Here is a 24,013-nt window from a genome sequence, read left to right as displayed (position 1 = left end):
AACCCGGCGGGGCGTCGTCGTGTCAGGTCCCCGTCCACGCAGGGGCCCCGTCGGAGCAAGCCGACGGGGCCCTCACGTGTCACGAGCGATCACAAGCGTATCACCAACCCCGTAGACGCTCTCACGTCACAGGGCCCTGACCTGGACTTACGCGCTCGCCTTGGACCAGCTGGACGCCCGTGGACGGTTTCTACGACATGTCCCGCCTCCGCACCCTTCGCGGGTACGGAGGCGGATAAGTGCGGGGCAGCGGACCCGTAGAGGGTCTTCTGCCTCACGTCTGGCGCCGTGACCGCGCGCGACGGCCCTTCGGTCAGTCACTTCCGGGGGCGTCGGCCATGAGCTTCCAGTAGACGTCCAGGAAGCGGAGGTTCTCGACCTCGTAGATGTCGTTGAAGGGGCCGGGTACGTAGGCGGTGTTGCTGACGCCCTTCTGGACTGAGGTGCAGAGCTGGTTGTCCTGTTCGCGGGCCAGCTTGTGCAGTTCGAAGAGTGTGCCGGGGTCGTAGTCCGTGCCGGCTTCGGCCTTCTCGGGGACGAGGAAGGTCTGGGTGATGCGAGTGCGGTTGGGAGCCAGGGGCGTGTAGGTCATCACGGCGACGCAGTCCGGGCTGGCGACCATCTCGAAGGTCGACGTGTGCCACTGGAAGAAGCCGCGTGCCTCGTCCAGTGGGGTGGTGCACTCGAAGAGCACCTTGCTCTCCAGGTGGCCTGAGCGCGTCACCGAGAGCGAGTCGCCGAGGAGCGGGTTGACGAAGTAGACGTAGTCGTCGCCGCCGTCGGCGCCGCCGGCGTCACCGTCCTGGTCGAAGACGCGGACGAGTTCGGGGTGGTTGATCGCGCAGTGGTAGCACTCGAGGGCGTTTTCCCAGCAGATCTTCCAGTTGCTCTCCACCTCGTAGGTGGCGACCTCGGCGACCTTGGCCCGGTCGAGGTCTGCGTAGGGCCAGACGACGTCGGCGAGGCTTTCGCGGACCGGGATGGGGGTCTCCTCGCCGAGGTGCACGAAGACGCATCCGTTCCAGATTTCGGTGTGGGCGTGCTTCAGGCCGAACTGGGTCTTGTCGAAGCCCTCGCCCATCTTGGGAGCGCCGCGGAGGCTGCCGTCGTGGTTGTAGGCCCAGCCGTGGTAGTGGCACGTCAGGGCTCGTTTGCAGGTGCCGGTCTCCTCGGAGACGAGTTGCGCGCCGCGGTGACGGCACACGTTGTGCAGTGCGTTGATGCCGCCGTCGGCGGCACGGACCAGGAGGAGGTCGACGGAGCCGACGGCGAAGCGCTTGTAGGAGCCGGTCGTCGGGAACTCCGAGACGTGCCCGGCGTACTGCCACGTCGAGTAGAAGATGCTTTCCAGTTCCTGCTGGAAGTGCTCCTGAGACAGGTATGCCTCGCGCGGCAGTGCCTGGGCGGTCTCGGGGGGACGAATGGTGGGCGCCATAAGGATCTACCTCGATGTGTTGTGGTGTGCGGTGTTGATCTGTGGTCAGTCGGCGGCGTGCACGAGGGCGCCCTCGACGTAGGTCCGCAGGACTCGCGTGCGGGCGATGTCCTCGGGTGGTCCGTCGAAGGGGTTCCGGTCGAGCAGCACCAGGTCGGCGCGGTTGCCGACGGTGAGGGAGCCGGTGTCGTCCAAGTGGTTGGCGTAGGCGCTGCCGGATGTGTAGGCGCGGACCGCGGTGGCCAGGTTGAGGCGCTGTTCGGGAAGGAACACCACGCGTTCGCCGTGTGCTGCGGGCAGGACGCGGTTGACCGCGACGTGGATGCCGAGGAGGGGGTCGGCCGAGGTGACACCCCAGTCGCTGCCGGCGGCGAGAGTGACACCGGCGCGCCGGAGGTCTCCGAAGGGGAATTGCCAGGCGGCGCGTTGCTCGCCGAGTACGGGGATGCACAGGTCGTCCATCTGGTCGTCGTGGGCGGCCCAGAGGGGCTGGATGGTGGCGGTGACGCCCAGTGCCCGGAAGCGGTAGACGTCTTCGGGCCGTACGACCTGGAGGTGGGCGATGTGGTGACGGAGTCCGGTGTCGCCGTTGGTCTTCCGGGCGTGCTCCAGAGCGTCGAGGATCTCTGTGAGCGCCCGGTCTCCGATGGCGTGGAAGTGCAGTTGGAATCCGTGTGCGTCGAGCCGCGTGACGGCACGGTTGAGCCGGTCCGGCTCTACCATGGACAGGCCGCGGTTGGTCGTGGGGCAGCCGCACTTGTCCAGGTAGGGATCGGTGAGCTGCCGTCCCGTTCTCGGGGATGCCGTCCTGGATGATCTTGACGGTGCCGGCGTGGAACCGGCCGGCCCGGCCGCGGTTCCTGCGCTCGATCAGCGAGTCCACCTGCTCCAGGCCCTGGTCCGGGTCCCACCAGAGGGCGCCGCGTACTCGGGCGGTCAGCAGGCCGGAGCGTGCCCCGTCGAGGTACACGCCGAGTGGGTCGGGCTGGCCGCCGTAGGAGCCGACGAGCGCGTCCTGCCAGGCGGTGATGCCCAGGGCGTGGAGGTGGCGCTGGGCGGTGGAGAGGGCGAGCCGCAGGTCGCCCGCGGTCGGTTCGGGCATACATCGTGCTACCAGCGACATCGCCTGCTCGTGGAGGACACCGGTGGGGCGGCCGTTGGCGTCGCGTTCGATCCGGCCCCCCACGGGATCGCCGGTGTGCTCGTCGATGCCGGCCAGTTCCAGGGCGCGACTGTTGACCCAGGCGCTGTGGACGTCACGCACGGAGAGGTAGACCGGTCGGTCGCCGACCACGCTGTCCAGCTGGTCCCTGGTGGGCATGGCGGTGCCGAAGGCGGTGAAGGTCCAGCCCCCGCCCGTGATCCAGGGCCGCTCGGGGTGGCTCGCCGCGTAGTCCGCGACGACCGCGAGGTAGTCGTCGGCATTCTGCGCGGAGCCCAGGTCGCAGTCGAGCAGCTGGAGGCCGGCGAAGACGGGGTGGACGTGGGCGTCCTGGAAACCGGGAAGCAAGAGCTTGCCGTGGAGGTCGACGACCTCGGTCCGCGGTCCGATGAGGTCCCGTACGTCGTGCTCCTGACCGGTGGCGACGATACGGCCGTCGCGAACCGCCACCGCGGCGCACCAAGGATGCGCGGCGTCCACGGTGTGGACGGGGCCTCCGAGGAAGACGGTTTGAGCGTGCATGGAGATGGCTCTTTCGGTGCTCGGGGTCAGGTGTCAGTGACGGCCGCCGCGACAGCACCGCGCCCGCGCCGCAAACGGCTGGCAAGCGCCACGAGGAGTAGGGCGGCGAACGGCAGGGTGACGGCGAAGGTGTTGACGGCTCCGGTGCTGCCGGTCATGAGCTCGACGTTGTCGATCAGCAGGTACGTCACCGCCCCGAGCAAAAGTACGGAGACGGAGGACACCGCGACGATCCAGCGATCGCGGGACGACCGTTGCTTGCGCCAGAAGAAGACGACGACGGCCACCGCGGTCAGGGTCATCAGCACGATGATGCCGAGGACACCGGGCGTGCTCATCCAGACCGTCATGTTCGTGTACGGGTCGAGGCCGACCGCGGCGAACAGGAAGACTGCGCCGACGGTGATGACGGCCTGAAGGTTGCCGTTGTTCGGAGAGCGGTACACCGGGTGGACGCGCGACATTCTCTTGGGCAGCATGCCCTCGCTGGACATGCTGTGTCCGTAGCGGCTGATGGCGTTGAAGTAGGCCAGGGCGGACGCGATGCTGCTGGTGACCATCAGGATCTGCGTCACTTCGCCCGCCCAGGTGCCGACGTAGCGTTCGGCGACCAGGTAGACCATGTCCGTCGGGTGGTCACCGGCCGCCGCCGCGATGGCCGAGTCGCCGAACGCCTGGACGACGGCCCAGCTGACGAAGCAGTAGAAGACGGCCAGAAAGCCCAGGGACACGTATGCGGCGCGGGGGACGGTGCGGTCGGGGTTCTTGGTCTCCGCTCGGTAGATCGCGGTGTACTCGATACCGAGGAAGGCTCCGAACCAGACGACGGATGACGCTGCCATGCCGGAGGTGAAGACGTTGGACGGGGCGAACGAACCGGCCTGGATGCCCTCGCTGCTCCCGCCCTTGAGCAGCACACACACGGCGATGACGGCGAGGATGCCGATCTCCGCGAAGAGCAGAACGCCCAGCACCTTCGTGCCGATGTCGATGCCCCGTCGTCCCAGGTACCAGATGATCACCTGGAGGACAACCGCAATGATGGCCCAGTGGACGTGGACGCCGAAGAAGTTGTCGATCAGTGACTGGGCGACTGTGGCCAGGATGCCCATGGCGCCCACCTGGATCGCCAGGTAGGAGATCAGCGCGACCGCGGCGGCCCCGCGTCCCAGGTCCTTTCCCAGCCCGCGCTCGACGTAGGCGTAGAAGGTGCCCGGACGGTCTATGTAACGGGTCATCGCCATGAAGCCGGCGACGAACGTGGCGAGCACGAGGCCGGCGAGGACGAACCCGACCGGGGCACCGAGCCCGCCGACCATGTAGCCCAGGGGACCGTAGCCGGCCAGAAGGTTCAGGGGGGCAGCGGCCGAGATGACGAGGAAGGCCACCGCGGTCACCCCGAGCACACCCGGTTTGAGCGTGTGGGCGTGACCGTCCGTGCTCCGTGGCTCGGAACTGGTTTCGATGGTGCCGTCAGAAGTCGGTGGCATTGGGGTTCCCTTCGGGCAGGCGAGGGCGGACGAACCGGAAGGCGGTGCGGGTGACGGGATACGGTCCGCCCGGTGGCCGGCTGCGCCTGCTGATGGCGGCGGCCGGCCACGTGCGAGGGCCATTGGGTGACGGCATGCGGGCCGCGGAGACGACGGGGCGTAACGGCGACCCCGCGATTCATGACAGTGTCATAAAAACGTAGGGGCTGGATCGGCGTCAAGAGGGTGAATGCAAAATAGACGCATGCCAGCCTCCGGCACGGCTCTGACCAGCACCGGAGCAGGGGCTGTCACAACAGTCGCCGAGTCAGGCGCAACAGGGGAGGAAGCGTGCCCAAGATCGTCGACCACGGCGAGCGCAAGAAGGATCTGGCCCGCGCCGTGTGGGCGGTGGTGGAGCGCGACGGCGTCGAGGGCGCCACGATCCGCGCGGTGGCCGCCGAGGCGGGGTGGACGCGGGGCGTGATCGCCCACTACTTCCGCGACCGCGACGACTTGCTGCTCTTCGCCTACCGGCTAGCCCTCCAGCGCGAGCAGGAACTGGGGCCGGCGTCCGAGACACCACCACTTGAACGACTCATCGGCGTCCTTCTCCGTGCGCTCCCAGTGGACGCCCAGTCGCGACTGGACTTCAAGATCTGGCTCGGGTTCATGGGACGCGTGGCGGACCATCCGGCCCTCGCCGAGGCGGTGCTGGAGGAGCACCAGGACTACCACGCCCGGATTCGGGAGCTGGTCGAGTCCTGCATCGAGGAGGGAATCCTCGACCCGCCCTGGGAGGCAGCCCGCACGGCCGCGACCCTGGCCACGTTCGTCGACGGACTCGGCGTCATGACCGCCCTGGACCCGGCCACCTACTCCCCCGCCCGGCTGGAGCAGGACGTGCGGGGCTTCCTCCAGAGCTGGAGTCCGGACAGGACCGCCGCACGGGACACGCCGCCCTCACTTTCCAGCGCAGTGGCGCCGAGTAACGAGGTCGACGAGGTCCGCGACTGACCACCTGCCATCCGCAGCGGAGCCGCTGCACCCACCAGGGCGTGTCCAAAATGCTCGTATGCTGAGTCAGCATGCAAAATTCGCTAGTGCCCAGGTGTAGTGTGCGGATCTCTCTCAGGGGTCATGCACACGGAGGTGATGCTCATGCCGCGGCAGCACGACGGGCAGGATGTCGAGCCGGGGGTCCCGGTTCCCGGGGCAGCCCTCGACTCGGTGGACGAGAAGTTGATCAAGCTCCTTACGGCGAACGGGAGAGCCGCGTATGCGGACCTGGGCGCCGGTGTCGACCTGTCGGGAGACGCGGTCCGTGAGCGCCTCAAACGCCTGATCGCCGAAGATGTCATCCAGGTGGTGGGGAGCGTCCCCGCTCCCCTGCTCGGGCTGGAGAGCTTCGCACTGCTCGGCATCACGGTGAGCGGCCCGGCCCTTCCCATCGCTCGCGCGCTGAACGCGCTGCCCGCAGCTGATCTCGTCGTACAGACGGCCGGAGTCTTCGACATCGTCGCCGAGCTGGTGGCCCGGGACGACCGGGACCTGTTGCGGATCCTCGACGAGTCGGTCCGCACGCTGCCCGGAGTGGCTCAGTGCCTGACCATGCAGTACCTCTCCGTGGAGAAGTACGAGCCCACCGGGTCGCACCACGTTCTCCTCGGCGGCGGTCGGCAGCACTCACCGGCCCCCCGTCGTTCCGCCGATGAACTCGACGAGGCCGACAGGGCGCTGATCCGGGTCCTGCAACGGGACGGGCGCGCCAGCTACCGTCAACTCGCCGAGCAGTCGGGCGTCCCGTATGCCAGCGCACGGCGACGGGTGCTGCGCCTCCTCGACAGCGGCGTCGTGCAGATCGTCACCATCACCAACCAACTTCTCTACGGCCATCGCGTGCAGGCCGGCGTGGGAGTACGCGTACAGGGCCCCATGCCCGAGGTCGTGGAGCGTCTGCGTCAGGTGCCGGAAATCGATGTCGTGGCCGCCACGACCGGCCCCTACGACCTCCTGCTGGAGGTGAGCTGCGCCGACAGGGCCGGCCTGTACCGCCTGACCGGCAGCGTCCTGCGCGGCATCCCCGGGGTGCTGACCACGGAGACGTTCAACTACATCGACATCCACAAGCTGCCGTACACCTGGTCCGCCCTGTAGAACCGCAGGAAACCCCTTACCCCCAAAGCAAAAATAGGCTTGCCGAGAAAGCAGCGACTGCAAAATAACCTCCCCAAGCGACCATCGAAACGTCAGATTCCCTTGCCGGGATGGTCATCTCGTGTCATCGTGAGGACGTCCGGCGCTGCCGCGTCCTTGTCGCGCGGCAGCGGGTTGCCGCGGGTTCATAAGGGGAAGCTGATGACCAGGTCACGCACCGTCGTGGTCACTGGAGGGGCGTCGGGCATCGGTGAAGCCGTCGTCCGTCGATTCGTGGCGCTGGGGGACGAGGTCATCGTTCTCGACCGCAGGAAGCCCGGCTCTCCGGTTCGCTTCGTCGAGACCGACCTGAACGACTGCTCGTCGATCGACACCGCTGTGGATGCGCTGGACCGGCCTGCCGATGTCCTGTGCAACGTGGCCGGGGTATCCGGAGCCTCCCCGGTCCCGCTGATCCTCGGCGTCAACTTCTTCGGGCTGCGCCACCTGACCGACCGGCTGGTGCCGCGCATGAACGAAGGCGGCGCCGTCGTCAGCGTGGCGTCCACGGCCGGCTGGTACTGGCGCGACCACCTCGCCGAGGTGACCCGGCTGATCGAAGCACCCGACTTCCGAACCGGCGTCGACACCGGCGCCGCCCTGCTCCCCGACGGCAAGGACGCCTACGCCCGCAGCAAGGAGGCCCTCATCGTGTGGACCTCCCTCGCCGCCCAGCGCTACCGCGGTCACGTGCGCCTCAACACCGTGAGCCCGGGTGCGGTCGAGACCCCCCTCCTGCCCTCGTTCTACGCATCGATGGGACACGCGGAGCTGGACCCTCTGACGGAACTCGCCGGGGGACGCAACGGACGTCCCGACGAGATCGCCGCCGTCATCGAGTTCCTGGCCAGCCCCCGGGCCACGTGGGTCAACGGCACCGACGTCGTGGCTGACGCGGGAGCCGAGATGGCGTTCGCGCTTCGTCAGAACTCCGCCGCCTGACCGGTGGAGTGTCCGACCGTTCGGCGGCGGACGATCAGAAAGAAAGTGAGACACGGGTCATGAGCACCAGCATTGTCGGAGACCGACCGGTGAGTTCCAAAGAGCAGACGTCGAGTCCCGAGGACCGGCGAGTGAGGATCGCCGGCCGGCGTGAGCCCGCCCAGGGCGTGGTGGAGCTGACCCTCGTACCGGCCGAAACGGCCGACGAGCCGCTCGAGGCATGGGAGCCCGGCGCGCACATCGACCTCGTCCTGCCTTCAGGAACGGTCAGGCAGTACTCCCTCTGCGGGCAAGGGGAACGCCCCGGTGAGTACGTCGTGGCCGTGCTCCGGGAGCCGGAGGGCCGAGGCGGCTCCGCCGAAGTCCACGACCGGCTCACCGAAGGCTCGCTGCTGTCGATACGCGGACCCCGCAACCACTTCCGCCTGGCCGAGGCCGACCGGTACCTGTTCCTGGCCGGAGGAATCGGAATCACTCCGATCCTGGCGATGGTCCGCCGGGCCGCCGCCACCGGGACCCCCTGGACGCTCGTCTACGGCGGACGGACCCGGTCGTCCATGGCCTACACGGCCGAACTCGCCGAACTGGCCGCCTCCTGCGAAGGCGAAGCACAGCTGGTGCCGCAGGACGAGATGGGACATCCCGACTTCGCCGCCGCCTTCGCAGACCTGCCCGAGGGAACCGCGGTCTACGCGTGCGGTCCCGAGCCGATGCTCCAGGCCGCCGAGACACTCAGCGAAACGCTGCTGCCCGCCGGCACGCTCCACCTGGAGCGCTTCGGCGCCAAGCCCGTACCCGACAGTGAGCGAACCGGCGCCGACACATCCTTCGAGGTGGAACTCGCCCGCTCCGGACGGACTCTGACCGTTCCCGCGGACAAGCGGCTGATCGACGTGGTGCGCGAGGTCGTGCCGCAGGTCCCCTTCTCCTGCGAAGAGGGCTACTGCGGCTCCTGCGAGACGACCGTCCTCGACGGCACCCCCGACCACCGTGACCAGGTCCTCACGCCGGAGGAGCGCGACAGCAACGAGACGATGATGATCTGCGTCGGCCGATGCCTGTCCCGCAAGCTCGTCCTCGACCTCTGAGCCGTCCGGCCTCCCCATTTCCCACAGCCAGCAGAACAGGCCGTACTCCATGCATGACATCGACACACCCACGAACCCGGCCCTGCCGGAGTTCTGGACCCAACCGGACCCGCAGGCGGCGTTCGCCGCGATGCGCCAGGAGGGCGCCGTGCACTGGCACGACGAGCCGCCCTCCTCCTGGTTCCCCGACGCCGGCCGGGGGTTCTGGTCGGTCGTCCGCTACCAGGAACTGGTCGAGGTCAGCCGCGACCAGGACACGTTCACCTCCGCCCACGGCACCGAGATCGTCGACATGACGCCGGAGATGGTCCACATCTTCGGCGGGATGCTCAACATGAGCGGCGCCGCACACGCCCACCACCGGGCCATCGTCAACCGGGTCCTCACCCCCCGCACCGTCGAGGCCCTCAGCGACACGATCCGCATACACGCCCGGCGGTGCATCGACCGCGTCGCGGACAAGGGCTCGTGCGACTTCATGCAGGACATCGTCGGTGACTTCCCGGCGCAGATCATCTGCGAACTGCTCGGCGTCCCAGCCGACGACCGGGCCCGGCTCGTCGCGCTGACCGGCACCGCACTGTCCGCGTACGGCACCGCCGAGGCGTACAACGCCATGCTGGAGATCATCGCCTACGCCGAGGACCTGGTCGCGCGGGCACGGGAACAGGTCGACGACTCGGCCTCGTTCCTGCGGCGCCTGCTGGCCGCGGAGGTCGACGGGCAGCGCATGAGCGACCACGAGATCGCGGTGTTCTTCGCCCTGCTGGTGACCGCCGGCATCGAGACGACGGCGACCAGCATCGGGCAGGGCATGTACGCCCTGTCGCTCCACCCCGAGCAGCGGCAGCGCTGGCAGGGGGACTTCCAGCGGCTCGCGCCGCGCGCGGTGGAGGAGATCGTCCGCTGGGTGACCCCGGTGATGTACTTCCGGCGCACCGCGACCCGGGACACGGAAATCGCCGGACAGCCAATCGCCAAGGGTGACAAGGTCGTGCTCTGGTACACCTCCGCGAACCGCGACGAGCGGGCATTCGACCGGGCCGGTGAACTCGACTTCGAGCGGCCGGAGGAGCAGCACGTGGCCTTCGGCGGCGGCGGCCCGCACTTCTGCCTGGGGGCGGTGCTGGCCCGCAAGGAGATGACGATCTTCTTCGAGGAGCTGTTCGACCGCCTGCCGGATATCGAGGTCAGCGGCGAACCGGTGCGCCTGCACTCGAACTTCGTCAACGGCCTGGCCTCCCTGCCCGTGAGGTTCAGCCCGGCATGACCACGCTCCTGCCCCGGACCGTGCTGGCGGTGCCCGCCTCCTCCGAGCGGTTCTTGCACAAGGCCCGGACCTCCACCGCCTCGGCCCTGATGGTCGACCTCGAGGACGGCGTCACCGCGACCAGCAAGGACGAAGCCCGCGCGCTGATACGGACGTCGGCACGTCCGCTGACTTCGGCACGGCGACGGCTCTGGCTGCGGGTCAACGCCGCCGGCTCACCGCATCTGGCCGCCGACCTCGACCTCGCAAACGCGCAGCGAGAACACCTCGATGCCCTCGTGCTGCCCAAAGCAACCCCCGACGCGGTGCACGAGATCGCGACCCGCACGGACCTGCCACTCGTGGCGCTCGTCGAAAGCCCCGAAGGGGTCGAGGACGCCCGCGCCATCACCGCCCACCCGGCCGTACGCGCCGTGATGTTCGGCGAGCTGGACTACCGTGCGGAACTCGCCGCGGCGGGCGGGCTCCACGCCCAGGACACCTCCTGGGCGCAGGCGCGGATCGTGAACGCGGCGGCCTGCGCCGCGATCCCCGCGATCGCCGGCCCCACCGCCGCCGTCGACGACGAGCACCGGCTCCAAACCGACTGCCGACGTCAGAGCGACCTCGGTTTCACGGGCAAGCTCTGCATCCACCCAGCCCAGCTCGAACACGCGCTCAGGGCGTTCGCTCCCTCGGACGACATGACCGCCTGGGCGCGCCGCGTCACGGCCGCCGTGGCCGACGCACCCGCCGACGGCGCGATCGCCGTGGACGGAGCCATGGTCGACAAGCCCGTCGTCGACCGCGCCCGTCGCATCCTCGCGGAAGGCCAGCAGTGAGCACACGCAACACAGCCATCCCCCCAGACGGCCCCTACGGCGACGATTTCGTCATCGGTGAACCCCTGCCGAACGCACCGGCCATCACCATCGACGAGGGCACCGCCGCCCTGTACCAGGCCATCAGCGGAGACCCGGCCCGGCTGTCCCTCAGCACACCGCTGTCGCACGCCGTCACCGGCGCGGACACGCGGGTGGTGAACTCGGCCCTCGCCCTTCAGGTCGCCATCGGTCAGTCCACCGTCGCAACGAAGATCGTCATCGCCAACCTCTTCTACCGCGACGTGACCCTGCACCAACAATTGCCGATCGGGGCGACGGTGACCTCGACCGTCACCCCCGTCGCCCGGGCCTTCACGCGCGACAACGGCAAGGGCAGACGGGCAAAGGTACTGCTCTCCATCGAGACGCGCGACGAGCACGGCGCCCTGGTCGCCTCCCTGGAGCGTCTGGCCCTGCTGCCCCTGCGTGACCAGGGCCGCCTGGAGGAGGCCGGAGACATCGGCAGCGCCGACTCCACCCGCCCCCTCACGGACTTCCTGCCCGCCGTACCCGGGCACTGGGATCTCACCCGGCTGTCCCGGGCTGCGCTGCCCGAGAAGGGCTTCCAGGCGGCAGACCCGCTGCGTGACTCGATCAGCGGCGCCCTGGACCTCGTACGCCTGACCCAGAACCAGGCCGCCGCCCATCGCGACCCCGCCCGCGGGCAGCGGGGCCGGCGGCTGGTCTACGGCGGTCACACCGTCGCTCTCGCCCAGGCGTCGCTGTCCCGGCTGGTGCCGGGGCTGGCAGCGGTCGTCGGCTGGCGCTCGTGCGACCACCTCGCCCCCTGCTTCGAAGACGACCTGCTGTCGTTCGACCTGACGTGCGAGGACGTCGTGCCGGTCGCCGGAGGTGCGCTCGTCGGCTTCCGGCTTCGCGGACGGACCGTCGGGCCCGACGCCGAGCCGGTCGACGTCCTCGACTTCCGCCCCGTGGCGCTGGTCGCCGGAAACTCTGGAGGGAACCATGTCTGACGGACTCCACCTGCTCGACGGCATCCGCGTGGTGTCCCTGGAGCAGTTCATCGCCGCCCCGTACTGCACGCAGATGCTGGCCGACGCGGGCGCGGAAGTGATCAAGGTAGAACGGCCCGGAACCGGGGACCCCCGCCGCTGGTACGACCCCAAGGTCGGTCCCGACGACGACTACATCAGCGGCGGCTTCGCCTCCTACAACCGCGGCAAGAAGTCCGTCGAGCTGGACCTGAGTACCGAGGACGACCGGGAGATCTTCGACCAACTCCTCGGGACGGCCGACGTCCTGGTCAGCAACCTGCGCCCGGGCTCCCTCGCCCGGCAAGGGCTGGCCCCCAGCACGCTGCGCGAGCGCCACCCCCGCCTGGTGATCTGCGAGATCTCCGGCTTCGGCACGACCGGCGGACCGTACGCGCAGTGGCCGGCCTTCGACTCGGTCATCCAGGGCATGAGCGGCCTGTCCAGCCTCATCGGAGAGCCAGACGGCCCGCCCGGGCTGGCCCCGATGGGCACGATGGACCTGATGTCCGGCATCTACGGCACCATCGGCATCCTCACCGCCCTCGTCGGCCGAGCCACCACCGGCCAGGGCTCCCACGTCGACGCCGCCATGTACGACATCGGCGCGGCCTTCCTGGAACGCCCCCTGACCCTCCACGAGTACACCGGTGAGGTGCCCACACGCGGCATCGACCGCTTCAGCCCCGTCGGTGCCTTCCGGGCCGGCGACGGGGCGTGGGTGTCCATCGTCATCCCCACCGACGAGATGTGGCGACGCTGCTACGCCGCGCTGGGAAACCCGGAACTGGAGAGCGACCCCGCCCTCGACACCACCCTCAAACGCGCGGAACACATGGCGGACCGCATCGTCCCGCTGCTGGAGGAGTGGGCCAAAGACATGGACCGCCACGAAGCGGTGGCAGCGCTGCGTGCCGCGGGCCAGCCGGCCGGAGTCGTGCAGAGCATCGCCGACGTCCGCGCCTGCGAACACCTCGCCCACCGCGGCCTGTACGCCCCGATCGACGACGAACGCGCCCGGCGTTCCGACGGCTCGGCCCTCAGCCTGCCGCGCCTGCCCCTGCTCTTCGACGGCCGGGGAGCGCGACCGGGGCCGGTGCCCCGACTCGGTTCCAACAACGACGAGTTCCGCCCTCACCACCCCGCAGAGGTGTCCTCGTGATCCCTACCGCTCCCACCGACCTCTTCATAGACGGGACCTGGCGGAAGGCAGAGAACGCCAGCACCTTCCCGGTCGAGGACCCCGCCACCCAGCAGGTCATCGCCGAAGTCGCCGACGCGGACGTCGAGGACGGAAAAGCCGCCGCCGCCGCGGCCGCCGCCGCGCTACCGGCCTGGAGCCGGCGCGCTCCACGCGAACGCGCTGAAATCCTGCGCCGAGCCTACGAGTTGGTCATCGGCGCGAAGAAGCAGCTCGCCGCGCTCATCACCGCCGAGAACGGCAAGGCGCACACGGACGCCGAGGCAGAAGTCGGCTACGCGGCAGAGTTCTTCCGCTGGTACAGCGAGGAAGCCGTGAGGATCGACGGTCACCTCAGCCTGTCGCCGACCGGGGACAAGCGCATCATCGAAATCTCGCAGCCTGTCGGGGTGTCCCTGCTGCTCACTCCGTGGAACCTGCCGGCCGCCATGATCACAAGGAAGGTGGCGCCCGCCCTCGCCGCAGGCTGCTCGGTCGTCGTCAAGCCGTCCTGGCAGACACCGCTGACCGCACTGTTCCTGGCTCAGCTGCTCGCCGAGGCGGGCGTGCCTGCCGGAGTGGTCAACGTCGTACCGACCACCCGTGACGTCGCGGTGACCGCCGAGCTGGTCGCGGACAGCCCGGTGCGTGCCCTGTCCTTCACCGGATCCACCCGGGTCGGCAGCGCCCTGCTGGCGCAGGCCGCCGAGCGCGTGCTGAAGACGTCCATGGAGCTGGGCGGCAACGCCCCGTTCCTCGTCTTCGAGGACGCGGACGTCGATGCGGCGGTCGCCGGGGCTCTGGTCGCCAAGATGCGTCACAACGCCGAGGCGTGCACCGCCGCCAACCGGTTCTACGTGCACAGCTCCGTGCACGACGAGTTCGTCTCCCGCCTCGCCGACGGCCTTTCCGCGCTGAAGGTCGGGCCCGGCACCGTTCCGTCCGTACAGGTGGGGCCGATGGCATCCGCATCCGCGCGCGACACGCTCGCCGCGGCCGTGCAGTCCGCCGTGGACTGGGGAGGCAGGGTCGTCGTGGGCGGCAGCGCCCCCGAGGGCACGGGCTACTACTTCCCTCCCACGCTGATCGACCAGATCCCGCCGACGGCTCCTGTGCTCGGCCACGAACTGTTCGGGCCGGTCGCCCCGGTCGTCTCCTTCGACACCGAGGACGAGGCGATCAGCATGGCCAACAGCACCGAGATGGGCCTGGGCTCCTACGTCTACACGCAGGATCTGCGTCGCGGACTCGGCGTGGCGGAGCGGCTGGAGTCAGGCATGGTCGGCCTGAACACAGGCGTCTTCTCCGACCCCGCGGCTCCGTTCGGCGGGGTCAAGCAGAGCGGCATCGGCCGCGAAGGCGGTCGCCACGGCATTCACGAGTTCCTGGAGACCAAGTACATCGCCACCCAGTGGTGACGGCCCTGGCACCGTCATCGACACCGGAGAGTGAACCAGCATGACCACCCATCTCGCCCCTGTCGTGCGCGACTTCCTCCTGCCTTCTGCCCGTTCCTGGCTGGAGAGGCCGCCGCTCGAGCCGTTCATCGGCGGTTCCTTCCGCGCCGCCCGCTCCGACGACCGCATCCCGGTGATCGACCCGGGCACCGGACTGGCCCTCACCGAATACGCCGCCGCGTCCGAGCAGGACGTGAACGACGCCGTAGCAGCCGCCCGAACAGCGTTCGACGACGGCCGCTGGAGTGAACTCGACCCCGAGCAGCGAGAGTCCGAGCTACGCCTCCTCGCAGACCTGCTGGAGGGCGCGACGGAAACCGTCGCCCAGCTCGAAGCCCTGGACACGGGCAAGACCCTGGCCGAGGCCCGGCTGGACGTCGACGAGGCCGTCGCCGTCCTGCGCTACTACGCGGGCTGGGCCACGAAGGCGGAAGGGGCCGTCTACCCGGCACCCCGCAGCTTCCTGGCGACCGGGACACGAGAGCCGCTCGGAGTGTGCGCGGCCATCACGCCCTGGAACTACCCGCTGCCCATCCTGACGTACAAGCTCGCACCCGCACTCGCCCTCGGTAACACCTTCGTCGCCAAGCCTTCGGAACAGACGGTGCTGTCGACCGCGTACTTCGCCAATCTGTGCGCACAGGCCGGCATCCCGGACGGCGTGGTCAACGTCGTACCCGGCGCCGGCGCGACCGGCGCGGCCCTCACCGCCGCCGAAGGCGTCGACAAGATCGCCTTCACCGGCTCGACCCGCACCGGCCAGGCAGTGATGCGCGCAGCCGCCACCACGATGACCCAGGTGAGTCTGGAACTCGGCGGCAAGAGTCCCCAGGTCGTCTTCGCGGATGCTGACATGGACGCGGCCATCGAAGGCGTGATGGCCGGCATCTGGACCAACGCCGGGCAAGTGTGCGTCGCCGGCAGCCGCCTGCTGGTGGACCGCCGCGTCCACGACGAGTTCGTCTCCGAACTCCTGCGGCGGACAGCGGCCGCGACCTCGCTCGGCCACGGTCTGGCCCCCGGCACGACTCTGGGCCCGCTCATCTCGGCCAAGCAGCGTGACCAGGTGACCACGCTGGTGGAGAAGGCCGCCGCAGAGGGCGCCGAAGTACAAACCGCCTGCTCGCTGCCGGCGGAGGACGGGTTCTTCGCCGCACCTACCGTGGTCACCGGTGCCCGCCCCGGCCAGACCATCGAGCAGGAAGAGGTGTTCGGGCCCGTCCTGACCGTGCTGCCCTTCAACGACGAGGCGGAGGCGATCCGCCTCGCCAACGGCACCACCTACGGCCTGGCCTCCTCCGTGTGGAGCAAGGACATCTCCCGGGTGCACCGCGTCGCCCGCGGCCTGCGCGCCGGCACGGTGTGGGCCAACACCTACGGCATCTTCCACCCGACACTCCCCTTCGGAGGCGTGAAGGCGTCCGGATTCGGCCGTGAACTCGGCTCGGCCGCCATCGACCACTACACCGAGCTCAAGACCACAGTGATCGGCCTGTAGCCCGCCCCCGCAGTCGGCTGCTTGCCGTACCAGCACACCTGATCCCCGCGCAGGACCGCCGCGACTGCCACATGCCCGCACCCGGCGTCCCCACGACACAAAGGAAAGCGCAGTGAGCCTCCCCCTACCCTCGCAGCCACGGGTCCGCCTCGACCAAGTGGTCGGCCAGGTCGACTTCACCCAGGTCCCCCGCTTTGCCGGGCCCACCACGTTCGCCTCCCTGCCCCGTCCCCACGAGGCCGGAGACCTGGACGTCGCGGTCGTCGGCGTGCCCTTCGACGCTGGTGTGAGCTACCGCCCCGGCGCCCGCTTCGGCCCGCAGCACATCCGCCTCAGCTCGCGTCTGCTGCGGCCGTACAACCCGGAGGCCGACGCCTGGCCCTTCCTAGGCCAGCAGGTGGTCGACCTCGGCGACATCGCCGCCCACCCTTACGACATCCCCGCCGCCATCACGGCCATCGAGAACGGCACCCGCGCCGTCCTTGAACGCGCCGGGAAGCTGCTGGTCCTCGGCGGCGACCACACCATCGCCCTCCCCGTCCTGCGTGCCCTGCACGCTCAGCACGGGCCGGTTTCCGTCCTGCACTTCGACGCACACCTCGACACCTGGGACACCTACTTCAACTCGCCCTACCTGCACGGCACGCCCTTCCGCCGGGCTTCCGAGGAGGGCCTGCTCGACCCCGAGGGCTGCATGCATGTCGGCATCCGCGGTGGCCTGTACGGCCCGGGTGACATGACGCAGGACCGCACCCTCGGATTCGCGCCCGTCCGCTGTGAGGAGATCGAGGACATCGGCGTGCGGGGCACCATCGAGCGGATGCGCGCCCGCCTCGGGGACCGTCCGGTCTACGTCTCGGTCGACATCGACGTCCTGGACCCAGCCTTCGCACCGGGCACCGGTACGCCGGAGTCCGGCGGGCTCACCTCCCGCGAGCTGCTCATGATGCTGCGCGCGACGAGTGGACTGAACGTCGTGGGCGCCGACATCGTCGAGGTCGCCCCCGCCTACGACCACGCGGAGATCACCGGCGTGGCAGCCGCCCACGTCGGTTACGAACTCCTCTCCGCCTGGGCGCCGAAGCCGGCGCCCGGTCAAGCGCCCGACACCACGCGAGGGGCCTGACTCAGGCCCGCCACCTGGGCACCCGGCACATCAGCTGACCCGCCCGGAGGCCCGGCCTGGCCTCCGACACAGCTCTACCCGAACAAAACAGCGCCGTGGGCACCATGTCCCCCACTCCCGGCAGCGGCCTGAGCATCTCCACGCCAGCAAGCGCGGAACTGTCAGTCGCCAGAGGTACTCCAGCTCCCAGCCGGGCAATGCCAGCATGACCACCTCGTCACGTGTCCCGACGGCCGTCTCCTCGGCCAGGGGACCGCTGATGCCGGCCACTGCCCGGCAGACAGCACGTACCGGTCCTCGAAGTACAGCTGCTCGCCCGCACCGGGATGTTCTACCTAGGGCTCGTCACCAGCCTCGTACCGCTCGGGGTACTCGCCGGAACCCTCGGGGCGTTCGTCGGCTTGGTTGGACGCGCCGAGGATGCCGCTCACCTCAGTCGTACCTGCGGTGACCAGCAGTAGGGCTCCGACGGCGATGGTGAGCGCGCCCCCGATGATCCCGGTCCAGGTGTTGCGCCACGGGCCGATGGTGACCTCGCGGGGACGGACGAGGCGTTTGACGAACGGGAACCGCCCCCACAGCAGCACGAGGACCATCAACGGCAGGGCCATCCCGGCGGCGAAGACGAGCAGGACGAGCCCGCCGGTGTGCGCGTTGCCCGAAGACTGCGGCGACGGTCAGCACGGCCCCTAGCAGCGGGCCTGCGCAGACCCCGGCCAGAGCCGTAGACGGTGCCGAGCGCGTACACCGCCGTTGCGGTGGTGCCCTCGGCGGCTGTGCCTCGGGAGAGGAAGGGGATGGGGATGTTCAGCAGCATGAGCGCGCCGAGCACGATCACGACGATCGATGCGACGGTGACGAAGGTGAAGCGGTGATCGCTTGCCAGCACCTGACCGTGGCCCGTGTCGCCGAAGGTCTCGGGGTGTCGTGGAACACCGCCAACGACGCGGTCCTGGCCGAGGGCAAGCGGGTCCTGATCGACGATCCCGACAGGTTCGACGGCGTCAAGGTCCTCGGGGTCGATGAGCACGTGTGGCGGCACAACCGCCGCGGCGACAAGTACGTCACCGTGATCATCGACCTGACCGGCATCCGCGAGGGCACCGGGCCGGGCGGCTGCTGGACATGGTCGAGGGCCGCTCGAAGCAGGCGTTCAAGACCTGGCTGAGCGAACGCGAAGAGGCCTGGCGCAACCGCGTGGAGGTGGTCGCGATGGACGGGTTCACCGGGTTCAAGACCGCCACCACCGAAGAGCTGCCCGAGGCGGTCGCGGTGATGGACCCCTTCCACGTCGTGCGCCTCGCCGGTGACGCCCTCGACCAGTGCCGACGCCGCGTGCAGCAGGCCATCCACGGCCACCGCGGCCGCAAGAGCGACCCCCTCTACTCCGCCAGGCGGACCCTGCACACCGGCACCGGGCTGCTCACCGACAAGCAGCGCCAGTGCCTGGAGGATCTGTTCGCGGCCGACGAACACGTCGAGGTCGAGGCGACCTGGGGGATCTACCAGCGGATGATCACCGCCTACCGCGAACCCGACCGACCAAGGGCCGCGAGCTGATGAGCAAGCTGATCGAATCGGTCAGCCACGGTGTCCCCACCGCACTGGCCGAGGTCATCACCCTCGGGCGGACGCTGAAGAAGCGCGCCGTCGACGTCCTGGCCTACTTCGACCGCCCCGGCACCTCCAACGGACCGACCGAGGCGATCAACGGACGCCTCGAACACCTCCGCGGATCCGCCCTCGGGTTCCGCAACCTGACCAACTACATCGCCAGATCGCTCCTGGAGACCGGCGGGTTTAGACCGCAACTACGCCCTCGAATGTGAAGAGCCCGTTATTCAGTAAGTCCCACCGTCAAGATCCAGCCGTTATGGGTTTTCGGATCATGTGGGCTGGACCCCTCGGATGGGAGTGTCCAGGGCGCGGCGCAGGGCGGCGGTGGTGCTCTGTCCGCCCTGCGTCATAGCCCTGCGTCATAAGAGTGAGCCTTTCTGCTGTCACGTCGCTGTGGCGGGCCCGGTGTTACCAGGCGGGCATGATGGGCGCGGGGTAGCGGTCGCCGACCGCGCCGTTCGGCAGAAGCGAGCCGATCAGATCCAGCCCTTCGGGGGTGAAGGTGAGGTGCGCGGCGGCGACGTTCTCGGCCACGCGCTGTGCGCTACGGGTGCCAGGGATCGGCACGATGTCCTGGCCTTGGGCCAGCACCCAGCCGAGCGCCACCTGCGCCACTGTGCAGCCCTTCCACTCGGCGACCGCGCCTAGGTCACGGACCAGTGCCTGGTTGGTTTCGTAGTTGCCGGGCTGCCAGCGCGCGTCGTGGGCGCGCAGGTCGTTCGGCGGGCAGTCGGCGGCGGGCGTGGCTGTCCCAGTCAGGAAGCCGCGGCCGAGCGGGGAGTAGGCGACGAAGCCGATGCCCAGTTCGCGGACTGTCGGCAGCACGTCGGCCTCGACGGAGCGTTCGAACAGCGAGTACTCGGTCTGCAAGACCGAGACCGGGTGGACAGCGTGGGCGCGGCGGATGGCGTCCGGTCCGGCTTCGGACAGGCCGAAGAAGCGCACCTTGCCTTCGGCCACGAGCTCGCCGACGGTGCCGGCGACGTCCTCGATCGGCACGTTCGGGTCGACGCGGTGTTGGTAGAGGACATCGATGTGGTCGGTGCCCAGGTGCCGCAGGCTTGCCTCCACGACCGCGCGGATGTGCTCAGGTCGGCTGTCGAAGGCGCGGCCGAAGCGGCTCATGTCGGTCAGATCGTAGCCGAACTTGGTGGCCAGGACTACCTCGTCGCGGAAGTCCTTGACCGCCCGCCCGAGCAGTTGCTCGCTTGTGCCGCTGCCCAGCCCGTACAGTTCGGCGGTGTCGAAGTGGGTGACGCCGAGCTCGAAAGCGCGGCGGATGGCGGCGGTCCCGCCTTCGGGGTCGGCCGGGCCGTACCCCATGGTCATGCCCATCGTGCCCAGGCCCAGCGCTGAAGAGGTCAAGCCCTGCGAGCCGAGCGAGCGGACCGGCATGGCGTGCTCTGCATCGTGCTGTGCGTTCATGCCCCTGACGCTAGGGGTCAACGTATCCGCAGGTCATTGGGCAACATTCGCGTATGATTGCCTGATCGTCTCACCATGGCCGGCGTGTGGAGCGCGGACTGAGCAGTCGAGGGAACCGTATGCTGGACCGTCTCGCTCAGGCGATTACCGACCACCGCGACGGCCCGTGGGCCGCCACCGCAGTGCCCCGGCTGTCGCTGGTCGCGACCGACGAGTTGCTGCCGCCCAGCCGTCTGCTGTATGAGCCGATGGTGAGCTTCATCGCCGCCGGCGCCAAGCACACCGTCGCGGGCTCGCAGAGCTGGAGCGTGCCCGGCGGCCGGATGCTGCTGAATACCGTGCAACTGCCGGTCACCGCGGTCTTCGAGCAGGTGCCCTACCGCTCGGCGGTCCTGGCCCTGGACAAGCAGATCCTTACCGAACTGCTGCTGGAACTCGGCCCCGCCGCGCCGCCCCCGGCTGCCGAGCCCGCCTGGCGGGCCACGGCCGGTATGCCCGCTGAATTGATCGACGCCGTGACTCGCCTGGTGCGCCTGCTGGATGCCCCCGACGACATCCCGGCCCTGGCGCCGCGCGTCGAAAGCGAGATCATCTACCGGCTGCTGACCAGCCCGCTCGGTCCGGCGCTGCGCCAGGCCGCGGCAGCCCCGAGCACCCGGATCCGCGGCGTCATCACCTGGCTCGGCGACCGCTTTGCCGAACCGGTGAGCATCGACCAGATCGCCGCCGAGGCCGGTATGAGCCCGGCGACCCTGCACCGCCATTTCAAGGCTGCGACCGGTATGAGCCCGCTGCGCTATCAGAAACATCTGCGGCTGCTATCGGCCAGGCGCCAACTGCTGGCCGGCGACGCCACCGCCGCCCAGGTCGCCCACACCGTGGGATACACCAGCGCGACCCAGTTCAGCCGCGAATACCGGGCCTTCTACGGACTGCCGCCGGTCCAGGACATTACCCGCCTGCGCGCCGGTACTACTTCGACCGCCCCGGCACCTCCAACGGACCGACCGAGGCGATCAACGGACGCCTCGAACACCTCCGCGGATCCGCCCTCGGGTTCCGCAACCTGACCAACTACATCGCCAGATCGCTCCTGGAGACCGGCGGGTTCAGACCGCAACTACACCCTCGAATGTGAAGAGCCCGATAAGCGGCGGCGCAGACAGCGTCGACTACATCCGTGTGGGTGGCTCGGGCGGGGAAGGTCAGCCCCAAGAACCGGCGAACTCCATCGCGAGCATCTTCGGTGTAGCCGCCAGTTGGACGGTGACGTAGACCACCGGCACCGGGACCGGGTCGTGCGGGTAACGCTCGCACGTGGCCAACTCGCGAGGCGGCAATATAGCGGCGGGTCCCCGGTTACCGAAACCGGGGATCCGCCGAATACTTGTACCTCCACCGCCACTTCCTGACCACCCGTCGAAAGGCAGCACAGCGACGATCCATTACGTCACCGCCACACGGCATGCAATGCCCGGTGGGTGCTGCTCCTTTCGCGAGACAGCGTCACCTGCGTGAACTGGGACTTGGCGCACTCGGAAGATCGTCTTGACCGTCCGAGCGCGCACCCTCGGGACCTGCGGCACGCGCCGTTTCGAACACGACTCAGCACTCGCGCGTGACCTGCGGATTTCGAAACGATCTCCACGGCCGCCAGTCGGACCAATCCGGCAAATTCCCAGCTCAGCCCGTCCCTCGAAAGGTGCTGCACCACTCCGCCCCCTGGAACACGCAGCCGCGCGCACCCCGAGACTCCGTCCCAACTGGCGAACACGGTGCGACCACCAGGCTCCCTTACACCGCCCAAATAGGCACAGACCCGAAAGGCACGGCTGACAGGAATGCCCAGCCAGAACAGCGAAACGCATCACGGCCCGTTCAGCCCCGAGCACATCCGCGCCACCTGGAGTGGGACCGCGAGCGTCGAGGACGCCGCCCAGGCGTTCGGCTTGTCGAGATCGAAGAGCTACGACCTTGTTCGCCGCGGGGAATTCCCCTGCCGCGTGCTGCCGATGGGCCGCACCGCCCGCGTCGTCACCGCCTCGCTCCTCCGCGTACTCGAGAGCGGCGAGCCGGAGTACAACGGAGCCTCCAGCACAAGCCCCAATCCGTCTTGACCAACTGCACGACGACGCCCCGCCGGACCAAGCCGGCGGGGCGTCGTCGTATCAGGTCCCCGTCTACGCAGGACCCCCGCGGAGCGGGCCGACCGGGGTCCCCACGTGTCACTAGCGATCACAGGCGTGTCACCAACGCCGTAGACGCTCTCACGTCACAAGGCCCTGACCTGGACTTACGCGCTCACCCTGGACCAGCTGAACGCCCATGGACGGTTTCTACGACATGTGCCATGTGGTACCCAGTGAGGGACTCAAGATCAGGACAGGAGCGTCTTCTGGCCCGTCAAAGCGGTATTGCAGGGTGTTCGCTGGTGTCTCACTCACCTGCCTGAGCCTCTCATCTGTCACGACAGCCCCTATAAGCGGGGTCCTGGCTGTAGCTGTTTGACCAGGTGGAAGACGTCCCGAGCAGCGTAGCGCTTGAGGCAACGGACATTTCGCGCCGGGTCTTGCCCTCTTTGATCCGGCGCTCGTAGTAGTCCTGAGTGCGCGGGTCGACCCGTAGACGGGTGAACACGATGCGATGGAGCGCGGCATTGGCCTGACGATCGCCACCACGGTTGAGACGACGGTACTGCCGACGCCCGAGGAACGCTCAACGGGACTGACCCCGCACAAAGCGGCGAAGGACGCCTCACTGTCCAACCGTTCCGGGTTGTCCCCCCACCGCGATCAGCAGAGCGACGGCCGTGTCCGGACCGATCCCCACCACCTCGAGCAGCTGCGGGGCATGACAATCCACGAGCCGGGCCAGAAGAGCGTCCACATCCCGAATCTGCTCGGACATCTGCCCGATCCGGTGAGCCAGCAGAGCCAGCGTGATCCGAGTGGCCTGCAGCACCGCCTCCTCGCCGACTTCCTCGAGACTGCTCACGTCGGTGAACCGCGCACAGGTACGGAAGAGTTCGGCATTACCCAGTCCGGCCAGCTCTTCCCGCAAGGCGGGGTCAGCAGTAATGAGGACGGACTTGAGCTGGTTGATGGCCTGCGTGCGGGCTTTGACCGCCGACGCCTTCGTGAGTTTGTACATTCTCGCGATCTGCACCGGTCCGTCGCCCGATTTGGCCCGGGCGCGGGCCCGCCCGCTCAATACGGCTCGCGCCGCGTTCTGGGCATCGAGCGGATCCGATTTGCCGCGCCGTCGGCGTTCTGCCCGGTCCATCCGGTTCACGTCAAACACGTCTATGTCCTGGGTCAACAGATAGCGCGACAGGGACGCCCCGTAGGAGCCGGTCCCCTCCACCCCGGCCCGCCTCACGGCTCCCGACTTCCTGGCCCACTTCAGCAGATCGCAGTACCCGGCCGCGGTGGCCGGGAACGCGTCAGTGGCAAGCACTGTCCCCATCACGGAGAGCACCGCAGCCACATGAGCGTCCCGGTGCGTGTCCACTCCCAAAACCACCTCCCCCGCAGGGCGACGACGGCGGGTCTGCGGAGCAGGCGACGTAATGGACATGGTCGATCTGGACATGTCCATTCCCCTTTCCGGTCCGACGGCGCGTCGCGTTGCCGGTACCGGGCCGCGTCGGGCGGTCAGAATCGTGAGGACGCCACAACGATCGGCAGGCCCCCATCGGGACACACCCCGCCAGCCCGGCACCGACAACGCACCGTCCCCGGCCAACAGCCGACATGTGACACCAGGACACTT

The 24,013-nt window shown here is 68.9% G+C and carries 19 protein-coding genes and 2 pseudogenes; 15 read left to right on the top strand and 6 right to left on the bottom strand.

Annotation, left to right across the window (positions count from 1 at the left end):
• Positions 1-313: 313 nt before the first annotated feature.
• The 3 genes and pseudogenes from H1D24_RS31725 to H1D24_RS31715 form a co-directional block, all read right to left on the bottom strand.
• The gene (locus H1D24_RS31725) at positions 314-1,435 is read right to left on the bottom strand and encodes an aromatic ring-hydroxylating oxygenase subunit alpha (protein ID WP_181661171.1); all 1,122 of its coding nucleotides are present in this window, start codon (positions 1,433-1,435) and stop codon (positions 314-316) included.
• A gap of 45 nt (positions 1,436-1,480) precedes the next feature.
• A pseudogene (locus H1D24_RS31720) lies at positions 1,481-3,119 on the bottom strand (amidohydrolase).
• A 26-nt stretch (positions 3,120-3,145) separates the two neighbouring features.
• Positions 3,146-4,609, bottom strand: a complete 1,464-nt coding sequence (locus H1D24_RS31715) for an APC family permease (RefSeq protein WP_181661170.1) — start codon at positions 4,607-4,609, stop codon at positions 3,146-3,148.
• Positions 4,610-4,939: 330 nt separating this feature from the next.
• Here H1D24_RS31715 and H1D24_RS31710 point away from each other — a divergent pair, with 330 nt between their 5' ends.
• From H1D24_RS31710 to speB, 11 genes are all read left to right on the top strand, one after another.
• Positions 4,940-5,605: a TetR/AcrR family transcriptional regulator gene (locus H1D24_RS31710; RefSeq protein ID WP_181661169.1), complete on the top strand. Its 666-nt coding sequence runs from the start codon at positions 4,940-4,942 to the stop codon at positions 5,603-5,605.
• A 144-nt stretch (positions 5,606-5,749) separates the two neighbouring features.
• The gene (locus H1D24_RS31705) at positions 5,750-6,745 is read left to right on the top strand and encodes an Lrp/AsnC family transcriptional regulator (protein ID WP_181661168.1); all 996 of its coding nucleotides are present in this window, start codon (positions 5,750-5,752) and stop codon (positions 6,743-6,745) included.
• Positions 6,746-6,946: 201 nt separating this feature from the next.
• Positions 6,947-7,726: a coniferyl-alcohol dehydrogenase gene (locus tag H1D24_RS31700; protein WP_181661167.1), complete on the top strand. Its 780-nt coding sequence runs from the start codon at positions 6,947-6,949 to the stop codon at positions 7,724-7,726.
• Between the two features lie 131 nt (positions 7,727-7,857).
• Positions 7,858-8,814, top strand: coding sequence for a PDR/VanB family oxidoreductase (locus H1D24_RS31695; protein WP_309484507.1), 957 nt, complete (start codon positions 7,858-7,860; stop codon positions 8,812-8,814).
• Between the two features lie 49 nt (positions 8,815-8,863).
• A complete protein-coding gene (locus H1D24_RS31690) occupies positions 8,864-10,084 on the top strand; it encodes a cytochrome P450 (protein ID WP_181661165.1) in 1,221 nt (406 codons plus the stop codon).
• Positions 10,081-10,905, top strand: a complete 825-nt coding sequence (locus H1D24_RS31685; RefSeq protein WP_181661164.1) for an HpcH/HpaI aldolase/citrate lyase family protein — start codon at positions 10,081-10,083, stop codon at positions 10,903-10,905. The genes H1D24_RS31690 and H1D24_RS31685 overlap by 4 nt, the downstream gene beginning before the upstream one ends.
• Positions 10,902-11,921, top strand: coding sequence for a hotdog family protein (locus H1D24_RS31680; protein WP_181661163.1), 1,020 nt, complete (start codon positions 10,902-10,904; stop codon positions 11,919-11,921). The genes H1D24_RS31685 and H1D24_RS31680 overlap by 4 nt, the downstream gene beginning before the upstream one ends.
• Positions 11,914-13,101, top strand: coding sequence for a CaiB/BaiF CoA transferase family protein (locus tag H1D24_RS42830; protein ID WP_181661162.1), 1,188 nt, complete (start codon positions 11,914-11,916; stop codon positions 13,099-13,101). The genes H1D24_RS31680 and H1D24_RS42830 overlap by 8 nt, the downstream gene beginning before the upstream one ends.
• Positions 13,098-14,537 carry an NAD-dependent succinate-semialdehyde dehydrogenase gene (locus tag H1D24_RS31670; protein WP_181661161.1) on the top strand — a complete coding sequence of 480 codons (1,440 nt, stop codon included), beginning with the start codon at positions 13,098-13,100 and terminating at the stop codon, positions 14,535-14,537. Before H1D24_RS42830 ends, H1D24_RS31670 begins: the two co-directional genes overlap by 4 nt.
• Positions 14,538-14,577: 40 nt before the next feature.
• Entirely contained in the window at positions 14,578-16,074 is a 1,497-nt protein-coding gene (locus H1D24_RS31665; protein WP_181661160.1) for an aldehyde dehydrogenase family protein, read from the top strand.
• Between the two features lie 112 nt (positions 16,075-16,186).
• Complete coding sequence (gene speB, locus H1D24_RS31660) at positions 16,187-17,200, top strand: agmatinase (protein ID WP_181661159.1); 1,014 nt, start codon at positions 16,187-16,189, stop codon at positions 17,198-17,200.
• Between the two features lie 335 nt (positions 17,201-17,535).
• Here speB and H1D24_RS41825 read toward each other — a convergent pair whose 3' ends face one another.
• The gene (locus H1D24_RS41825; protein WP_220137467.1) at positions 17,536-17,811 is read right to left on the bottom strand and encodes a hypothetical protein; all 276 of its coding nucleotides are present in this window, start codon (positions 17,809-17,811) and stop codon (positions 17,536-17,538) included.
• A gap of 263 nt (positions 17,812-18,074) precedes the next feature.
• Here H1D24_RS41825 and H1D24_RS31650 point away from each other — a divergent pair.
• Positions 18,075-19,029, top strand: a pseudogene (locus H1D24_RS31650) (ISL3 family transposase); the annotation flags it as partial.
• 196 nt (positions 19,030-19,225) lie between these two features.
• On the opposite strand, the gene H1D24_RS31645 reads toward H1D24_RS31650, so the two are convergent.
• Positions 19,226-20,242 (bottom strand): aldo/keto reductase, encoded by a 1,017-nt coding sequence (locus H1D24_RS31645; protein WP_258564454.1) that lies wholly within the window; start codon positions 20,240-20,242, stop codon positions 19,226-19,228.
• A 119-nt stretch (positions 20,243-20,361) separates the two neighbouring features.
• On the opposite strand from H1D24_RS31645, the gene H1D24_RS31640 reads away from it, so the two are divergent.
• From H1D24_RS31640 to H1D24_RS31635, 3 genes are all read left to right on the top strand, one after another.
• Complete coding sequence (locus H1D24_RS31640) at positions 20,362-21,312, top strand: AraC family transcriptional regulator (RefSeq protein WP_181661158.1); 951 nt, start codon at positions 20,362-20,364, stop codon at positions 21,310-21,312.
• Entirely contained in the window at positions 21,258-21,380 is a 123-nt protein-coding gene (locus H1D24_RS42825; protein ID WP_508480621.1) for a hypothetical protein, read from the top strand. Before H1D24_RS31640 ends, H1D24_RS42825 begins: the two co-directional genes overlap by 55 nt.
• Before the next feature lie 703 nt (positions 21,381-22,083).
• Positions 22,084-22,359 (top strand): helix-turn-helix transcriptional regulator, encoded by a 276-nt coding sequence (locus tag H1D24_RS31635; RefSeq protein ID WP_181661157.1) that lies wholly within the window; start codon positions 22,084-22,086, stop codon positions 22,357-22,359.
• A gap of 637 nt (positions 22,360-22,996) precedes the next feature.
• On the opposite strand, the gene H1D24_RS42815 is transcribed toward H1D24_RS31635, so the two are convergent.
• Positions 22,997-23,752, bottom strand: coding sequence for an IS110 family transposase (locus tag H1D24_RS42815; RefSeq protein ID WP_309484506.1), 756 nt, complete (start codon positions 23,750-23,752; stop codon positions 22,997-22,999).
• Positions 23,753-24,013 lie beyond the last annotated feature (261 nt).

This window comes from Streptomyces himalayensis subsp. himalayensis, from assembly GCF_013778455.1.
Classification (GTDB): Bacteria; Actinomycetota; Actinomycetes; order Streptomycetales; family Streptomycetaceae; genus Streptomyces; species Streptomyces himalayensis.
Note: the sequence above shows the minus strand (reverse complement) of the source record. Positions and strands in the feature narration are given on the sequence as shown.

Bases quoted from the DNA above. Each gene is read 5' to 3' on its own strand.
- H1D24_RS31725 (WP_181661171.1), bottom strand. From the start codon at position 1,435: ATGGCGCCCACCATTCGTCCCCCCGAGACCGCCCAGGCACTGCCGCGC.
- H1D24_RS31715 (WP_181661170.1), bottom strand. From the start codon at position 4,609: ATGCCACCGACTTCTGACGGCACCATCGAAACCAGTTCCGAGCCACGG.
- H1D24_RS31705 (WP_181661168.1), top strand. From the start codon at position 5,750: ATGCCGCGGCAGCACGACGGGCAGGATGTCGAGCCGGGGGTCCCGGTT.
- H1D24_RS31700 (WP_181661167.1), top strand. From the start codon at position 6,947: ATGACCAGGTCACGCACCGTCGTGGTCACTGGAGGGGCGTCGGGCATC.
- H1D24_RS31690 (WP_181661165.1), top strand. From the start codon at position 8,864: ATGCATGACATCGACACACCCACGAACCCGGCCCTGCCGGAGTTCTGG.
- H1D24_RS31685 (WP_181661164.1), top strand. From the start codon at position 10,081: ATGACCACGCTCCTGCCCCGGACCGTGCTGGCGGTGCCCGCCTCCTCC.
- H1D24_RS42830 (WP_181661162.1), top strand. From the start codon at position 11,914: ATGTCTGACGGACTCCACCTGCTCGACGGCATCCGCGTGGTGTCCCTG.
- H1D24_RS31665 (WP_181661160.1), top strand. From the start codon at position 14,578: ATGACCACCCATCTCGCCCCTGTCGTGCGCGACTTCCTCCTGCCTTCT.
- H1D24_RS41825 (WP_220137467.1), bottom strand. From the start codon at position 17,811: ATGGCCCTGCCGTTGATGGTCCTCGTGCTGCTGTGGGGGCGGTTCCCG.
- H1D24_RS31645 (WP_258564454.1), bottom strand. From the start codon at position 20,242: ATGAACGCACAGCACGATGCAGAGCACGCCATGCCGGTCCGCTCGCTC.
- H1D24_RS31640 (WP_181661158.1), top strand. From the start codon at position 20,362: ATGCTGGACCGTCTCGCTCAGGCGATTACCGACCACCGCGACGGCCCG.
- H1D24_RS31635 (WP_181661157.1), top strand. From the start codon at position 22,084: ATGCCCAGCCAGAACAGCGAAACGCATCACGGCCCGTTCAGCCCCGAG.